Annotated in this window: 16 protein-coding genes; 4 read left to right on the forward strand and 12 right to left on the reverse strand. The window is 54.3% G+C overall.

Going from position 1 to position 16,462, the window contains the following annotated elements; translation table 11 throughout:
* Positions 1–11 precede the first annotated feature (11 nt).
* On the forward strand, positions 12–995 hold the full coding sequence (locus FN082_RS10010) for a quinone oxidoreductase (protein ID WP_139540822.1): 984 nt from the start codon (positions 12–14) through the stop codon (positions 993–995).
* Between the two features lie 382 nt (positions 996–1,377).
* Here FN082_RS10010 and pspG read toward each other — a convergent pair whose 3' ends face one another.
* From pspG to FN082_RS10025, 3 genes are all read right to left on the reverse strand, one after another.
* On the reverse strand, positions 1,378–1,620 hold the full coding sequence (gene pspG, locus FN082_RS10015; RefSeq protein WP_142462574.1) for an envelope stress response protein PspG: 243 nt from the start codon (positions 1,618–1,620) through the stop codon (positions 1,378–1,380).
* Between the two features lie 142 nt (positions 1,621–1,762).
* Complete coding sequence (gene dusA, locus FN082_RS10020; protein WP_139540820.1) at positions 1,763–2,761, reverse strand: tRNA dihydrouridine(20/20a) synthase DusA; 999 nt, start codon at positions 2,759–2,761, stop codon at positions 1,763–1,765.
* Positions 2,762–2,865: 104 nt separating this feature from the next.
* A complete protein-coding gene (locus FN082_RS10025; RefSeq protein WP_139540819.1) occupies positions 2,866–3,354 on the reverse strand; it encodes a cupin domain-containing protein in 489 nt (162 codons plus the stop codon).
* Positions 3,355–3,468: 114 nt separating this feature from the next.
* On the opposite strand from FN082_RS10025, the gene zur reads away from it, so the two are divergent.
* The gene (zur, locus tag FN082_RS10030) at positions 3,469–3,984 is read left to right on the forward strand and encodes a zinc uptake transcriptional repressor Zur (protein ID WP_139540818.1); all 516 of its coding nucleotides are present in this window, start codon (positions 3,469–3,471) and stop codon (positions 3,982–3,984) included.
* A gap of 214 nt (positions 3,985–4,198) precedes the next feature.
* Here the strand turns inward: zur and FN082_RS10035 are convergent, their stop codons facing one another.
* The 4 genes from FN082_RS10035 to FN082_RS10050 all read right to left on the reverse strand — a co-directional run bounded on the left by FN082_RS10035 (position 4,199) and on the right by FN082_RS10050 (position 7,032).
* Positions 4,199–4,408: a CsbD family protein gene (locus tag FN082_RS10035; protein ID WP_110274589.1), complete on the reverse strand. Its 210-nt coding sequence runs from the start codon at positions 4,406–4,408 to the stop codon at positions 4,199–4,201.
* Between the two features lie 136 nt (positions 4,409–4,544).
* Positions 4,545–5,861: an MATE family efflux transporter DinF gene (gene dinF, locus FN082_RS10040; RefSeq protein WP_139540817.1), complete on the reverse strand. Its 1,317-nt coding sequence runs from the start codon at positions 5,859–5,861 to the stop codon at positions 4,545–4,547.
* Between the two features lie 72 nt (positions 5,862–5,933).
* Complete coding sequence (lexA, locus tag FN082_RS10045) at positions 5,934–6,542, reverse strand: transcriptional repressor LexA (protein WP_139540816.1); 609 nt, start codon at positions 6,540–6,542, stop codon at positions 5,934–5,936.
* Positions 6,543–6,663: 121 nt separating this feature from the next.
* On the reverse strand, positions 6,664–7,032 hold the full coding sequence (locus tag FN082_RS10050; RefSeq protein WP_139540815.1) for a diacylglycerol kinase: 369 nt from the start codon (positions 7,030–7,032) through the stop codon (positions 6,664–6,666).
* 129 nt (positions 7,033–7,161) lie between these two features.
* Between FN082_RS10050 and plsB the strand changes: the two genes are divergently transcribed.
* A complete protein-coding gene (plsB, locus tag FN082_RS10055; protein ID WP_139540814.1) occupies positions 7,162–9,585 on the forward strand; it encodes a glycerol-3-phosphate 1-O-acyltransferase PlsB in 2,424 nt (807 codons plus the stop codon).
* Between the two features lie 57 nt (positions 9,586–9,642).
* Here the strand turns inward: plsB and ubiA are convergent, their stop codons facing one another.
* The 5 genes from ubiA to malK all read right to left on the reverse strand — a co-directional run bounded on the left by ubiA (position 9,643) and on the right by malK (position 14,737).
* Positions 9,643–10,512, reverse strand: coding sequence for a 4-hydroxybenzoate octaprenyltransferase (gene ubiA, locus FN082_RS10060; protein ID WP_139540813.1), 870 nt, complete (start codon positions 10,510–10,512; stop codon positions 9,643–9,645).
* Positions 10,513–10,524: 12 nt separating this feature from the next.
* On the reverse strand, positions 10,525–11,022 hold the full coding sequence (ubiC, locus tag FN082_RS10065; RefSeq protein ID WP_142981525.1) for a chorismate lyase: 498 nt from the start codon (positions 11,020–11,022) through the stop codon (positions 10,525–10,527).
* Between the two features lie 188 nt (positions 11,023–11,210).
* Complete coding sequence (gene malM, locus FN082_RS10070) at positions 11,211–12,128, reverse strand: maltose operon protein MalM (protein ID WP_139540811.1); 918 nt, start codon at positions 12,126–12,128, stop codon at positions 11,211–11,213.
* A gap of 112 nt (positions 12,129–12,240) precedes the next feature.
* Positions 12,241–13,530 carry a maltoporin gene (locus FN082_RS10075; RefSeq protein WP_142462579.1) on the reverse strand — a complete coding sequence of 430 codons (1,290 nt, stop codon included), beginning with the start codon at positions 13,528–13,530 and terminating at the stop codon, positions 12,241–12,243.
* Between the two features lie 97 nt (positions 13,531–13,627).
* Positions 13,628–14,737: a maltose/maltodextrin ABC transporter ATP-binding protein MalK gene (malK, locus tag FN082_RS10080; protein WP_139540809.1), complete on the reverse strand. Its 1,110-nt coding sequence runs from the start codon at positions 14,735–14,737 to the stop codon at positions 13,628–13,630.
* A 370-nt stretch (positions 14,738–15,107) separates the two neighbouring features.
* Here malK and malE point away from each other — a divergent pair, with 370 nt between their 5' ends.
* The gene (gene malE, locus FN082_RS10085; protein ID WP_139540808.1) at positions 15,108–16,298 is read left to right on the forward strand and encodes a maltose/maltodextrin ABC transporter substrate-binding protein MalE; all 1,191 of its coding nucleotides are present in this window, start codon (positions 15,108–15,110) and stop codon (positions 16,296–16,298) included.
* The last annotated feature ends 164 nt before the right edge of the window (positions 16,299–16,462 follow it).

Genomic DNA, 16,462 nt, shown 5'->3' on the forward strand with positions numbered 1-16,462 from the left:
ATGGAGGAAGCATGGCAACACGAATTGAATTTCACAAGCACGGAGGGCCTGAAGTTCTGCAAGCGGTGGAGTTCACGCCGAAGGATCCGGCAGAGCACGAAATTCAGGTAGAGAATAAGGCCATTGGCATCAACTACATCGATACCTACATCCGCAGCGGCCTCTACCCGCCGCCATCATTGCCGAGCGGACTGGGCACCGAAGCCGCGGGTATAGTGAGTAAAGTCGGCAGCGGCGTGAAGCATATTAAAGCTGGCGATCGGGTGGTCTACGCGCAATCAGCGCTGGGGGCCTATAGCTCCGTGCACAACGTCCCCGCCGATAAAGCCGCGATTTTGCCGGAGGCTATCTCTTTCGAGCAGGCAGCAGCTTCGTTCCTGAAAGGGCTAACGGTCTACTATCTGCTGCGTAAAACCTACGAAATCAAAGCGGGTGAGACATTCTTGTTTCATGCAGCGGCCGGTGGCGTTGGGCTGATCGCCTGCCAGTGGGCAAAGGCGCTGGGGGCTAAACTCATCGGTACCGTCGGCAGCGCGCAAAAAGCCGAACGCGCCAGACAAGCCGGAGCCTGGCAGATCATTAACTACCGCGAAGAGAATATCGTCGAGCGCCTGAAAGAGATAACCGACGGTAAGAAAGTCCACGTCGTTTATGATTCAGTCGGTAAAGATACCTGGGAAGCCTCTCTTGACTGCCTGCAACGTCGAGGATTGATGGTGAGCTTCGGCAACTCTTCTGGCCCGGTGACTGGCGTAAATCTTGGGATCCTCAACCAGAAAGGTTCACTGTATGTGACACGCCCTTCTCTGCAAGGCTATATCACCACTCGTGAAGAGCTAACGGAAGCCAGCAACGAGCTGTTCTCGCTGATCGCCAGCGGCGTGATAAAAGTGGATGTGGCAGAGAGCCAGAAATATGCATTAACCGATGCCAGACGCGCGCATGAGGTGCTGGAAAGCCGGGCGACGCAGGGTTCGAGCTTGCTGTTGCCATAGTTATGGCTTTTCCCTAAATAATTCGGGCTACAGGAAGATGGTAAGTGAATGAATCCCCAGGAGCTTACAACAGTAAGTGACTGGGGTGAATGACAAATCTGTCAGGAACAGATTTGAACGCCGCAAAGCGACGGCCCGTAAGGGCGAGTCTCATGGATGAGACGAGTCACTCAGCAACCAACGCCCCTGTAGCCTGAAGTATGACGGGAAAAGAAGAAAAGTTTAGGGCTTCCACATGGGAAGCCCTTACTTTTTTTTGTTCGGCTGTATGTAGGGTACAGCTCGATGAATTCGTTAACGCGCTAATAGTGACAGATTTAATAAGCAAAGCCTACGCTGTTTTATGCAAAAATCTTCAGGTTGTGACATACCGCTCAATACCTTAGTAACGCCAACGGTTATTACCGCGATAACGACTCTCGGTTGGCGATTTTATCGCCCGAATCACCCACACCACGACAATCGCTAACAGCAACCACGGCAGCAGTTTAATCATTAACGCGAACAGGCCGCCGACAAACATCAGCGCGGTCGCTACGATAATCGCAGCAATAATTCCCAGTAATGAAACACCGGTGACCAACAGCATGACAAAAAAGCCAATAACAAATAAGAGTTCCAGCATCGTCTTCTCCCCAAAGAAATTTCTACATTGCTTTATGGGTATTACAAAAAACGTGCCAAACATAAATTATTGAATCAAAAGAAAAATACCCCGCTAAATAAAAGCAGGGCGTGGTGAATTTGACCAGGTTTTAGTGAAAAAATTAACGCTTGTCGGCAACCAGCTTCAGCGCCTGCTCCAGCACATTAATATCGGCACCGGCTTTATGCGCATTTTCGCTCAGGTAGCGACGCCACTGGCGCGCGCCAGGGATCCCCTGAAACAGCCCCAGCATATGACGCGTCACGTGACCGAGGTAGGTGCCGTTGCTGAGTTCACGTTCAATATAGGGGTACATCGCGCGAACCACGGCAACCGGGTCGGGATCGATGCCTTCAATGCCGAAAATTTCCCGATCGACTGCAGCCAGAATACCCGGATTCTGATAGGCCTCACGCCCCACCATCACACCGTCCATATGCTCAAGATGCTGCTTTGCCTCTTCCAGAGACTTAATACCGCCGTTGATCGCCATGGTCAGATGTGGAAAATCGCGCTTAAGCTGGTAAACGCGCGGATAATCCAGCGGCGGGATCTCGCGGTTCTCTTTCGGACTTAGGCCGGAAAGCCAGGCTTTACGCGCATGGATGATAAACATCTCGCACTCGCCTTTCCCGGAAACCGTTTCGATAAAATCACACAAAAATTCGTAGCTATCCTGGTCGTCAATGCCAATACGGGTTTTAACCGTCACCGGGATGGAAACCACATCGCGCATCGCTTTAATGCAGTCGGCAACCAGTTGAGCATTACCCATCAGACAGGCGCCAAACATACCGTTCTGCACGCGGTCGGACGGACAGCCAACGTTCAGGTTAATCTCATCATAGCCGCGGGCTTGCGCCAGCTTCGCGCAGTGCGCCAGCGCCGCCGGATCGCTACCGCCCAACTGTAGGGCGACCGGATGTTCTTCTTCGCTATAGGCCAGATAGTCGCCTTTACCGTGGATAATCGCGCCGGTAGTCACCATTTCAGTGTACAGCAGCGTATGACGCGACAGCTGGCGCAGAAAATAGCGGCAGTGTCTGTCGGTCCAGTCGAGCATCGGCGCGATGGAAAAACGGTGAGCAGCAAAAGCAGTAGGCGTTGATTCTGACATCATGGCGAATAAATAAGCATCCGGGTAAAAAGGGGCGCTACTATAGCACAAAGATAAACCACTGGCGCATAGCGTCGGCGCTCACCTTTTCTATCCGGCAATAAACGCTATTTTTTCCGCGGCTTCCCGTCATGCGGGCCAAAAAACTGCGGCGGATGGTCGACCCAACGATCCTGACGCGTAGCCGCATAGCCGGGGTTTAGCGGATAGTAGATACGGTTGAATTTCTTGTTTGCCTCGCCAACCACAAGCAGACGAACCTCCTGCTCGGTATTATTAAGGAAGGTGTGGCAAATCCCGGTTCCGGCAGGAAAACCGACGCTATCCCCCGGTTCAAGCTTCCAGAGATAGCCGTTGATCCATACTTCAGGATATCCGTCGAGCACGTAGATAAACTCTTCTTCATCGCTTTCCGCATGCGGATAAGAGGTACGACGACCGGGGGGCAAGCGCTCATGATGGATCCCCAGGCGGTTCAAGCGCAGACCGCGCGCCAGCGGCGCACCAATGGAGAAAAGCTCAGTACTGTCGGGATAGGTGGAATCATCTGCACCTTCCAGTTCGCGCCAGTGTCGAATGCAATCAGGTCGTTTCATCGTTTTCTCCCGAAAATGAGATGCATCAGGTATAGCACACGCCGCAGGGTCTCGGCGTTTTACCTGTATCGTGATAAAGTAACAGTTTCATATTCACGCAACCAGAGGACGCTCATGGATAAGACCACTTCGCAACAAATGTTAGCGCATGCTGAAAAGCTCTGCGCGCAGCGTGGCGTGCGCCTGACCCCGCAGCGCCTTGAAGTATTGCGTTTGATGAGCCTGCAGCAAGGGGCAATTAGCGCCTACGATCTGCTCGATCTCCTTCGTGAAAAAGAACCTCAGGCTAAACCCCCAACGGTATACCGGGCGCTGGAGTTTTTACTCGAGCAAGGGTTTGTGCATAAAGTAGAATCCACCAACAGCTATGTGCTGTGTCACCTGTTCGATCAGCCGACCCATAGCTCAGCGATGTTTATCTGCGACCGCTGCGGCGTTGTCAAAGAAGAGTGTGCGGAAGGCGTAGAAGATATTATGCATACGCTGGCGGCAAGAATGGGATTCGCCCTGCGCCACAACGTGATTGAAGCGCACGGCCTGTGCGCCGCCTGTGTTGAAGTTGAAGCCTGCAGTACGCCGGGCCACTGCCATCACGATCATACCATCCAGATTAAAAAGAAAGCCCGCTGAGGCGTTAGCCGCAGCGGGAATCAAGGGTGTATACCCGTCATACTTCAAGTTGCATGTGCGTTGGCTTTGTTACTCGGCTCATCCATGAGCCTCGCCCTTCGGGGCCAGCGCAAGCGCTGTTCAAAGCATGAGTGCCTTGTCCTGCAACTCGAATTATTTAGGGTATAAATCGTTAGAACAGGCAATAACAGTGGGTTAAAACACGATATTTTCGCTACCAGCGATAATCGTTTTTAGTTTCCCAATCCTTCACTTCTTTCTCGGCCTGGTCTTTGGCGTATCCATAGCGTTCCTGAATTCTGCCGACCAACTGATCACGCTTACCCTCGATGACGGTCATATCATCGTCGGTAAGTTTGCCCCATTGTTCCTTTGCTTTACCTTTCAGCTGTTTCCAGTTACCGCCGATTTCGTCTTTATTCATCATGCATTCCTCATCGTTCGGTGATAGTTCGGTGAATGAACAGCCCGCTGTGTGCCGGACATGACTTAACTATAGATGAGTATTCTGGGTAATATTTATTATTCGGAATCTTTAACCATTATAACAATAAAATGCACTACGAAAACCAGGTCCCACGCTGCCAGTGCCGCCGCCAGATAACCGCCAGGGATGCGCCACGCAGGGCAAGAAACACCGTCAGCGCCAGCCATAGCCCATGGTTGCCGAGAACCGGCACCGTCATTAGCGTCAGGGCAAATCCCGCTGCGGCCACCGCCATGCTATTACGCATCTCCGCACCGCGCGTCGCGCCGATAAACATGCCGTCCAGCAGGTAACACCAGACGCCAATGACCGGTAGTATCATCTGCCAGACCAGATAGCGGTCGGCAAGCTGCTGCAGCGAAGGTAGCGACGTCAGCAAAGCAATTATCTGCTCTCCAGCGAGGCCGTAAATCAGCGCAAACGCCAGTGCCACCATTCCCGACTGACGGCAGGCTGCGCGCCAGACCTCAAGCAGTTGGCTATCGTCGCGCGCACCGTAGGCCTGCCCTGAGTGCGCTTCGACGGCATAAGCAAAACCGTCCAGCGCGTAGGCGGTAAAGGTCAGCATCGTCATCAGCACCGCATTGACCGCCACCACATCGGTGCCAAGACGAGCGCCAAAAACCGTCACCGCCCCGAAACAAAGCTGTAGCAGCAGTGAGCGCAGCATAATGTCGCGATTCAGCGCCAGCAGGCGACGTATATCACCGCGCCAGGCGTTTTTCAGCATCGACAGAGAGACGCCGCGCAGGACCAGCACGCGCCTTGCCATCAGCAGGCCAATAAAGAAAGTGGCGTATTCTGCCGTGACCGTTGCCAGCGCCGCCCCCTGCACGTTCATATGCAGGCCCATCACCAGCCATACATCGAGCACAATGTTAAGAACGTTGCCGACCACCAGCAGGATCACCGGCGCTCTGGCGTACTGCACACCCAGCAGCCAGCCCAGCAGGACCAGGTTCGCCAACGATGCCGGAGCGCTTAACCAGCGGATTTCAAGGAAGCGCCGGGCCTGTTCAAGCACGGCTTCACTGCCGCCGACAATATGCAACGCCAGGTTTATTAACGGGATCCTGAAGAGAACAATCGCTATCCCTGCGATCAGCGCCAGGCCCAGCGGCTGCACCAGCGCGCGCGCCAGCCGCTGCGGATCTTTTGCGCCATAGGCCTGCGCCGTCAGCCCGGTGGTGCTCATTCGCAGGAACAAAAGCAGCATGAAGAGGAAACTGGTTGCCGTCGCGCCAACTGCCACACCGCCCAGATAAACCGGGCTGTCCAGATGACCAATAACGGCGGTATCCACCAACCCCAGCAGCGGGACGGTGATATTGGAGAAGATCATGGGCAGCGCTAAGCGCCACAGGGCTTTGTCAGCGGCGTTAAAAAGCATGAGAGAAGAGCCCGAATGAGGAAAAACAGCGCGGCACCATATATGAGAGGATAATGCCGCGAGATGAAGAGATTATTGCCAGTTGCCGTTGCGAATTACGCCGACGGCCAGCCCTTCAATGGTAAAATTCTGTTCGCGCAAATCCACCACAATCGGTGAAAATTCGCTATTTTCAGGCAGCAGTTCGACGACGTTACCCTGTTTTTTCAGACGCTTGACGGTCACTTCTTCATCGATGCGCGCCACAACCACCTGACCGTTACGCACGTCCTGAGTTTTATGTACCGCCAGCAGGTCGCCATCCAGAATACCGATGTCTTTCATCGACATACCGCTAACGCGCAGCAGAAAATCGGCGTTCGGCTTAAACATGGCAGGATCGACCTGATAGTGGCCTTCGATATGCTGCTGCGCCAGCAGCGGCTCGCCTGCCGCAACGCGGCCGATGAGCGGCAGGCCCGTTTCTTCTTCCGTCAGCAGACGAATACCGCGGGAGGCACCGGAAACGATCTCGATTGCGCCTTTACGCGCCAGCGCTTTCAGGTGCTCTTCCGCCGCGTTTGGGGAACGGAACCCCAAGCGCTGAGCAATTTCCGCACGCGTCGGCGGCATGCCCGTCTGGCTGATATGATCCCGAATGAGATCAAACACCTCTTGCTGCCTGGTCGTTAACGCTTTCATTCCGCCCCCTGGGTGTATATACAGTTATGCTGTGAGTATATACAGCTAACGGTGATTTTGGAACCACATTTCACACAAAAATCAGGAGTTTCTTTCCGTTTTGCGAGCAGCTACGGCTGTCTTAGCGGTAATTCGCCCACAATAGCGTTCCCCAGGTCATCAACGCGATGATAATCGCCAGCAGCACCGCTGCAGACCCCATATCTTTGGCCCGCCCCGAAAGCTCGTGATGTTCCGGGCCAATACGGTCAACAACCGCTTCAATCGCGCTATTGATGATTTCAACTATCATCACTATCAGGACCGAGCCTATCAGCAGAACTCGTGTGATGGCATCGACGTCTAACCAGCAGGCTATCGCCACGGCAATAATGGCCGCGATACCTTCCTGACGAAATGCGGCCTCATTGACCCACGCTGCACGGAACCCTTTCCAGGAATATCCTGCCGCTTTAATAATTCGGGTTAACCCAGTGGTATTATTGGCCATCAAACGAACCTTTTTATGTAAATGACGTCAATGAGTGTACGCGTTTGCCGCGTTACAACGGAAATTATGCGCACTTTCTGTTATTCTTGCCGCGCATTTGCATGATTAACCAGAGGCTTCACATCGTCTATGTCTGGCTGGCAACGAATTTACTATAAATTACTGAATTTACCATTAAGGGTGCTGGTAAAAAGCAAGTCAATTCCGGCAGAACCTGCTCAGGAATTAGGCCTGGATACTTCGCGCCCCATTATGTACGTCCTGCCTTACAATTCGAAGGCGGACCTGCTGACGCTGCGCGCTCAATGTCTGGAGCATGATCTACCGGACCCGCTTGAGCCGCTGGAAATCGATGGCGCCCTGCTTCCGCGCTACGTATTTATCCACGGCGGGCCACGCGTATTCACCTATTACACGCCGAAAGAAGAGTCCATCAAGCTATTTCACGACTATCTGGATCTGCACCGCAATCATCCTGACCTTGACGTGCAGATGGTGCCCGTTTCGGTGATGTTCGGCCGCGCGCCGGGGCGTGAAAAAGGCGAGGTTAATCCTCCTCTGCGCATGCTCAACGGCATTCAAAAATTCTTCGCCGTTCTGTGGCTGGGCCGCGACAGCTTTGTGCGTTTCTCGCCTTCGGTCTCTCTGCGCAAGATGGCGGACGAACACGGGACCGATAAAACTATCGCCCAAAAGCTGGCCCGCGTGGCGCGTATGCACTTCGCCCGTCAGCGGCTGGCCGCCGTCGGCCCGCGCCTGCCAGCGCGTCAGGATCTGTTCAATAAACTGCTGGCGTCAAAAGCCATTGCTCGCGCGGTAGAAGACGAAGCGCGCAGTAAAAAAATCTCCCACGAGAAGGCGCAGCAAAACGCTATCGCCCTGATGGAAGAGATAGCAGCAAACTTCTCCTATGAGATGATCCGCCTGACCGACCGCGTGCTGGGCTTCACCTGGAACCGTCTCTATCAGGGCATTAACGTCCATAACGCCGAGCGCGTGCGCCAGCTGGCGCATGAAGGCCACGAGATAGTCTATGTTCCGTGCCACCGCAGCCATATGGACTATTTGCTGCTCTCTTACGTCATTTATCATCAGGGTCTGGTACCGCCGCATATCGCCGCCGGTATCAACCTGAACTTCTGGCCTGCCGGGCCGATCTTCCGTCGCGGCGGCGCGTTCTTTATTCGCCGTACGTTCAAGGGTAATAAGCTCTATTCAACGGTATTCCGCGAATATCTCGGCGAACTGTTCAGTCGCGGCTACTCGGTGGAGTACTTCGTTGAAGGCGGACGTTCACGTACCGGTCGTCTGCTGGATCCGAAAACCGGCACTCTGTCGATGACCATTCAGGCTATGCTGCGCGGCGGTAATCGTCCAATCACTCTGGTACCGATTTATATCGGCTACGAGCACGTGATGGAAGTGGGTACCTACGCCAAAGAGCTGCGCGGGGCGACGAAAGAGAAAGAGAACCTGCCGCAGATGTTGAAAGGCCTCAGCAAGCTGCGCAACCTGGGCCAGGGCTACGTTAACTTCGGCGAGCCGCTGCCGCTAATGGCTTATCTGAACCAGCATGTTCCGGACTGGCGCGAAGCTATCGATCCTATTGAAGCCGTTCGTCCGTCATGGCTGACGCCGACGGTGAATAACATCGCCTCGGATCTGATGGTGCGCATCAACAGTGCCGGCGCGGCAAACGCCATGAACCTGTGCTGTACCGCGCTGCTGGCATCGCGTCAGCGTTCTCTGACCCGCGAACAGCTCACCGAACAGCTGGAGTGCTATCTCGCCCTGCTGCGCAATGTGCCTTACTCGCCGGATGCGACCACACCAACGGCCTCGGCCAGCGAGCTTATCGACCACGCGCTGCAGATGAACAAGTTCGAAGTCGAGAAAGACACCATTGGCGATATCATCATTCTGCCGCGCGAGCAGGCGGTACTGATGACTTACTACCGCAACAATATCGCCCATATGCTGGTGATGCCGTCGCTGTTGGCCGCCATCGTCACCCAGCATCGTCGTATTACCCGTGCTGAAATATTGCGCCATGTCGAGATGTTCTATCCGTTCCTGAAGGCCGAGCTGTTCTTGCGCTGGGAGGAAGCCGAACTGGCGGGTGTCGTCGATGCACTGATTGCCGAAATGCAGCGTCAGGGGCTGATCGCCGTAAACGACGATGAGGTGAGCGTTAATCCATCTCACGCACGGTCTTTACAGCTGCTGGCCGCAGGCGCGCGCGAAACGCTGCAGCGCTACGCTATTACCTTCTGGCTGCTGAGCGCTAATCCGTCAATCAACCGCAGCTCGCTGGAAAAAGAGAGCCGCACCGTGGCACAGCGCCTGTCCGTGCTGCACGGCATCAATGCGCCAGAGTTCTTCGATAAAGCGGTATTCAGTACGCTGGTGTTGACCCTGCGTGACAAAGGCTATATCAGTGATACCGGAGATGCCGAACCAGAAGAAACGTTGAAGATCTACCGCATGCTGGCAGTGCTAATTACGTCCGATGTGCGTCTAACGATTGAAAGCGTTACTCAGGATGAAGCGTAACGTTTGAAGAAAACTCCCGGCTAAGGCGTTTACGCCGCAAGCCGGGTAAACCACAAACTACTGCATATACCCCATCGCCAGGCCAAGAAACAGCACCAGTCCCACGTAGTTATTGTTTAAAAACGCCTTAAAGCAGTCGTCGCGCTCACGTTTAAATATCAGCTTCTGCTGCCAGACAAACAGCGCTGCGGCGATAAACAATGACCAGTAATACTCCCAGCCCAGACCGCTCAGCCAGCCCACTACCGCCATCAGCGCCAGTACCGCCACCTGTAAAATCCCAATAATTAAACGGTCGTTGTCGCCAAACAGAATCGCCGTCGACTTAATGCCAATCTTCACGTCATCATCGCGGTCGACCATTGCATACTGGGTATCGTAGGCCACCGCCCACAGAATATTGGCGAGAAACATCAGCCAGCAGCTCAGCGGCAGGGATTCGCTCACCGCTGAAAACGCCATCGGAATCGACCAGCCGAACGCCGCGCCCAGCACCACCTGCGGCAGGTGGGTGTAGCGTTTCATAAACGGATAGACCCAGGCCAGCGCCAGAGCGGCAACCGACAGCAGAATGGTCATCGTGTTTAAGGTCAGCACCAGCAGGAACGAGAACAGCACCAACACAACAAACAGCGTTCGCGCCTCTTTCTCGGTCACATCGCCGCTCGGCAGCGGGCGGCGGGCAGTGCGCTTAACGTGGCCGTCAAACTTGCGATCGGCATAGTCATTTACCACACAGCCTGCGGCGCGCATCAGCCAGACGCCGGCGACAAAAACGGCGAGGATCCACAGCGGCGGTATCCCCGGCGTTGCCACCCACAGCGCCCACAGCGTCGGCCACAGTAGCAGCAGCGCGCCGATCGGTTTGTCAGTACGCATCAGGCGGTGAAACGCCAACAGCTTGTTCTGCGTCAGACTCCACTCCATTTTATTTTCCTCTTAATACAACGGTGATGCAGGCAAAAACAGTTCCGTCAGCAGCAGCGGCTTGCCGCTCAGTCGGAGGCGGGAACGACGCCCCCAAAGCTCTGCATTACGACCAATTTCAATAAAGTCACGGGTTAGCGTAGATGACGTAAAAAGATAGCGGCCCAGCGGAGTTTTTCCCAGCTGTTGCAGCGCCAGCTCGGGGCCGCTGAGCGTCGACTCAGGCACGACAGTGCGACCGGCCAGCCAGGGTTCATCATTGGCGCAAAGGATAATTTCCCGCAGCCAGTAGCGGGGTTCATCCGGCAGCAGAGGCTCTTCACCTGCCAGCGCTTCACGTCCAACAAAGCCTTCGTTAACCATGATGACGCTCACTTTTTTCCTCTGCTGCTCAAAGCGTTTGGTCATTGAGTCTTCCAGCAGTAGCCAATCGCGCAGATGCGCGTCCAGCAAGGGCATTGCGGCAAAATAACGCAGCGCACGCAGTTGCGTAAGCGCAGGATGTGGCATGCCTGAATCTCCGGTACATAACGAGCAGGTATTGTATCGCAGAATGGGACAAGGAGGGCGGGCAAACGTCAATATACGATCATCCGCGCAACAGCCGTGCAACAGCGGCCGCCGCGCGATAAAAAAAAGTGCGCCCGAACGGGCGCACCTAAAGGCTGTGCCTAAACATCAGCATTGTGGGGAGACGGTCACCCCTTGCCTTTTACACTGCTGATAAAGGTGGAACGAGCAGACTTCGAGCCAAGACGTTCAGCTTCGTTCATCAATTTCAGGGCCTTATCAATATCGCCTTTCGCGACAGCCTGTTTGATACCGTTGTTGAAGTAGGTTTCAGTATCATCAAGCATCGGCTCACTTTTCGCCACCGGGGCTGGAGCCGGAGCGGCGACAGGCGCTGCGGTATTACCGACGGTCACCGGGCCATTGCCGGAGGAGCCAAACAGAGGACCCACCAGCACGCTGGAGCCGCTATTGGTTTTCACTTTTAGCTTCAGCACGCCATCGGTGGTATGTCGGGCAATCGGGTCCGGAATATCCGGTACAGCATTGCCTGCGCCTTTAGCGTAAGCTTTTGCCGGATCCAGCAGGGTAGTCGTTTGTTGTAAATCTTTTTCCGTCGTAAAGACCAGCACATACAGCTTCTGCTGCCCTAACGCTGGGGTCAGACGCATTACGCCTTCAAGCCGATCCGCCGTCATTACGCCAGGCTGCTGGTAGGTAAAGTAGCTGCTGGGGAAGAACGCGGATGGCGTCATATTCTGGTCAAGAATCAGTACGTTTGGCGCAAAAATCTGTTTTTGCTTATTCACTTCGCTACTCAGCGTCAGCGTCAATTCGCCGATATTCGCCGGAACGCTCCAGGCCGCTACCGGGCCGGAGATACCAGCAACATCTAAACGTTGCCCTCCGGTAACTAAATCAACGGACTGCGTTTTAGATTGGTCGACTGGCGTCCAGACTAGCTGCTGTAGCGCAGCGCCAGGAATTGTGGGGGCAGCGCTGGTGTTTTGCGGGACAAAGTTGACGTCGGCAAGGCTAATCCCCGGCGCACATGCCAACATCCCTGCGGATAAGCACAGAGCGACGAGAGTTTTCTTCATTTTCATTGTTCTCACCTCGGATAGCATAGGTTTAGCGGTGGCCAGGCAATAGCGCGCTAATCCTGAATAATCAGGAGGGGCAGATGCCCCTCCGTGTCATTACATGATTACGGTGGCGTTACCACCAAACTTCCATCTGCGCGCCGAAGGTCACTTCGCTATCGTTACCGCGGCTGTTAGTCAGGAGACCATTACCGCTGCTGTCTTTAGTTTGCAGACCAGAGGTGTTGCTATTACCCCAGTTTTCATCCCATTTCGCGTAGGTGGCGAAAATACGGATTGCCGGACGGGACCAGACGCTGTTACCCGCCTGCCATTGCTGAGCCAAGGTAATTTTGTACTGGTTGTTGTTTTCGCTGGTACGCTGAGATTTCACGTTGTCGTAACCGACTTCCAACTGGGTGCTCATGATCGGCGTCCATTTGTACATCGGACGAACACCGACGGTGTACCAGGTAGAACCATTGTTGCTATCCAGATCCACATCCTGGTACATCGCAACGTACATCAGGCCCCAATCATCATTGAAGTCCATCGCACCGTGATCCAGAACGCGGATCATGCTGCCGTTGTTATCAATGCTGGTCCCCTGGGAGTGCCCTGTGTTCCAGGAGGTCATCGAATCAGTCGCATACTGAACAACAAACTTGTTAAAGCCGCCCCAAATAGACTGAGTGTGTTCACCAGTGAACATCCAACCATCTTTTGATGCGCCATCAACCAGACGATAATCGTCCTGCGGGTTAGCACGGCCATAATCCACGCCTAACTCCAGTACGCCGCCTGGGTTGATTTCCAAACCGGCCAGACGTACGTCAAAGACGTCGTTCGCGGTTTTAGCAGCAAATTTCTTGGTGTCATCGCTGGAGAAAGTGTAAGAACCACCGCTTTCAGAGTTACGCGTAGCTGCCAGAGAGAGTTTACCGAAGCCGAGGTCAACGTTTTCCAGACCTGCACCCGGACCGGAGATATCCCAGTAGTAGAAGTCGATCATGTGAACGTCATGACGCTGGTAGAAGCGCTTACCGGCCCACAGGGTAGAACCCGGCAACCAGTCAATCAGGTTTTTACCCTGGATGTTAGCTTCACGAAACGCCGGAGAGGTACTTTCCCAGTCATCTTCCTGATTTACGGAATAAGCGACGTTAGTATCGAAATAAAAACTCTTATCACCTTCTTTCCATAACTCCTGGCCCAGCTTCAGTTCGGCATAGGTTTCGCATTCGTTACCAAGACGGTATTTGCTTTGAGCACCAGTGGCTTTAAAGCACTGTTGTTCACCGCCGCTACCGGTCCAGCCGATACCAGAACGAGCATAGCCATGGAAATCAACGGCCAGCGCCTGAGCAGACATAACGCCTGCCGCAACGGCGACCGCCAGTGGAAGTTTGCGCAGAGTAATCATCATTCTATCTCCTGAGATCATTGCTTTTCTTAGAACGTTTCGCCTGTTGTTGCGCCTGTTTTGCGGCGCTCCAGGGTGCACGTTTTTTTAATGGGAAGCCTTACACGCCCGGCTCTTTATGCAGCCGACGACAAGCGGTGCCATCCTCACGGAATAAATGGCAACGCTCCGGCGGCAAGCCGATGGCGAATGTGGCTCCCTCTTCGACCAGCACCACGTCGTTCTGGCGGTAAACCAGGTTTTGACGGATGGCGGGGATCTGGATATGAATTTGTGTTTCGTTACCAAGCTGTTCCACCACCTGAATCACACCTTCGAGGGTGACGTCGGCGATATCGCTGGGCAGCAGATGTTCCGGGCGAATCCCTAAGGACATATTCGCGCCGACCTGAACGCGAGCGCTGTCCACCGGCAGCCAAATTTGCTGACGGTTAGGCAGCTCCACCTGCACCTGCTCAATGGCGGTGGCAGTAACTTTGACCGGCAGAAAGTTCATCTTCGGCGAGCCAATAAAGCCCGCGACGAAGCGATCCGCCGGGTAGTGATAAAGCTCAAGCGGTTTCCCGACCTGCGCGACGCGACCGGCATCCAGCACCACAATCTTGTCGGCAAGGGTCATCGCTTCCACCTGGTCGTGGGTCACGTAAATCATCGTGCGGCCAAGGCGCTTATGCAGACGGGAAATCTCAATACGCATCTGTACGCGCAGTGCGGCATCAAGGTTAGAGAGCGGTTCATCCAGCAGGAAAACGCGCGGTTCGGCCACCAGGGTACGGCCAATCGCGACACGCTGGCGCTGACCGCCGGAAAGCGCTTTTGGTTTACGTTCCAGCAGATGAGCCAGCTGTAGCACTTCCGCTACCTGGGTAACACGCTGGTTAATCAGATCTTTTTTGGCACCAGCCAGCTTCAGGCCGAAAGACATGTTTTCCGCGACGGAAAGGTGGGGGTAGAGCGCATAAGACTGAAACACCATCCCGATGCCGCGTTCGGCGGGCGGGACATCATTCATTCGGGTATCGCCAATCAGCAGATCGCCGCTGGTCACCGTTTCCAGCCCGGCAATCATACGCAGCAGGGTGGATTTGCCGCAGCCCGATGGCCCAACAAACACGACGAACTCCCCATCCTGGATCTCGAGATTGATATCTTTCGATACCACCACGTCACCCCAGGCTTTCGTTACATTTCGCAGCTGTACGCTCGCCATGCCCTTCTCCCTTCGTTACAACCTGTCACTTAACGACACATTCAAGATGGGCTGACTATGCGGTATTCATAAACGTGGTAAATCCTCCACCCCCCGGCTTTTTTATGGGGGAGGAGGCGGGAGGATGAGAGATGGCCTCTCGCCGCCGGAGTGCGCAGGCCGAAGCCGATTTCGTGATGTAGCCTGCAAAAATGGCCTCGTTTTTATGTGCTCCAGGACTCATAACCGGCATTTCTGTAATGGAGATCACACAAATGGGGGATGGGGCGTAGACATAGGGAGGATGGAAAGAGGTTGTTAACAAAGGAAACTCATCACCGTTAAGCCACCCAAGTGTATCCACGAGCACATCACCAAATAGGACGGGTATATGAAAATCAAAACTGGCGCTCGCATCCTCGCGCTGTCTGCATTGACCACGATGATGTTTTCCGCCTCTGCCCTCGCAAAAATTGAAGAAGGTAAGCTGGTTATCTGGATTAACGGCGACAAAGGCTACAACGGCCTCGCTGAAGTGGGCAAAAAGTTTGAAAAAGACACTGGCATTAAAGTTTCCGTAGAACACCCGGACAAGCTGGAAGAGAAATTCCCACAGGTTGCCGCAACCGGTGACGGCCCTGACATCATCTTCTGGGCTCACGACCGTTTCGGCGGCTATGCGCAATCAGGCCTGCTGGCGGAAATCACCCCGGACAAAGCCTTCCAGGACAAACTCTATCCGTTCACCTGGGATGCCGTTCGCTACAACGGCAAGCTGATTGCCTATCCGGTTGCCGTAGAAGCGCTGTCGCTGATTTATAACAAAGACCTGGTGCCAAATCCGCCGAAAACCTGGGAAGAGATCCCGGCGCTGGATAAAGAACTGAAAGCGAAAGGTAAGAGCGCGCTGATGTTCAACCTGCAAGAACCGTACTTCACCTGGCCGCTGATTGCTGCCGACGGCGGTTACGCGTTCAAATTTGAAAACGGCAAATATGACGTGAAAAACGTCGGCGTTGATAGCGCTGGCGCGAAAGCGGGCCTGACCTTCCTGGTTGACCTTATCAAAAACAAACACATGAACGCCGATACCGATTACTCCATCGCGGAAGCGGCATTCAATAAGGGCGAAACCGCGATGACCATCAACGGTCCGTGGGCGTGGTCTAACATTGATAAGAGCAAGGTTAACTACGGTGTTACCCTGCTGCCAACCTTTAAAGGCAACGCATCCAAGCCGTTCGTTGGCGTTCTGAGCGCCGGTATTAACGCCGCCAGCCCGAACAAAGAACTGGCGAAAGAGTTCCTCGAAAACTACCTGATGACCGACCAGGGTCTGGATGAAGTGAACAAAGACAAACCGCTGGGTGCCGTCGCGCTGAAATCCTTCCAGGAGAAACTGGAAAAAGATCCGCGTATCGCCGCCACCATGGCGAACGCCCAGAAAGGCGAAATCATGCCGAACATCCCGCAGATGTCCGCTTTCTGGTATGCCGTACGTACCGCAGTTATCAACGCAGCTAGCGGCCGTCAGACCGTCGATGCGGCGCTGAAAGATGCACAGGCTCGTATCACCAAGTAATACAGTTTCCCTTATTTCTTAGGAAGTAAGGTTTATTGAATACGTTGTTACACGAAATCATTCGCGCTACATCGAGGCGGCAAGGATGTAAATCCCCAGGAGCTTACATCGGTAAGTGACTGGGGTGCGCATCCGCAGCCAACAAAGAGGTAGCGCGAAGGATA

Origin of the sequence: Klebsiella spallanzanii (assembly GCF_902158555.1) — a bacterium.
GTDB classification, from domain to species: Bacteria; Pseudomonadota; Gammaproteobacteria; order Enterobacterales; family Enterobacteriaceae; genus Klebsiella; species Klebsiella spallanzanii.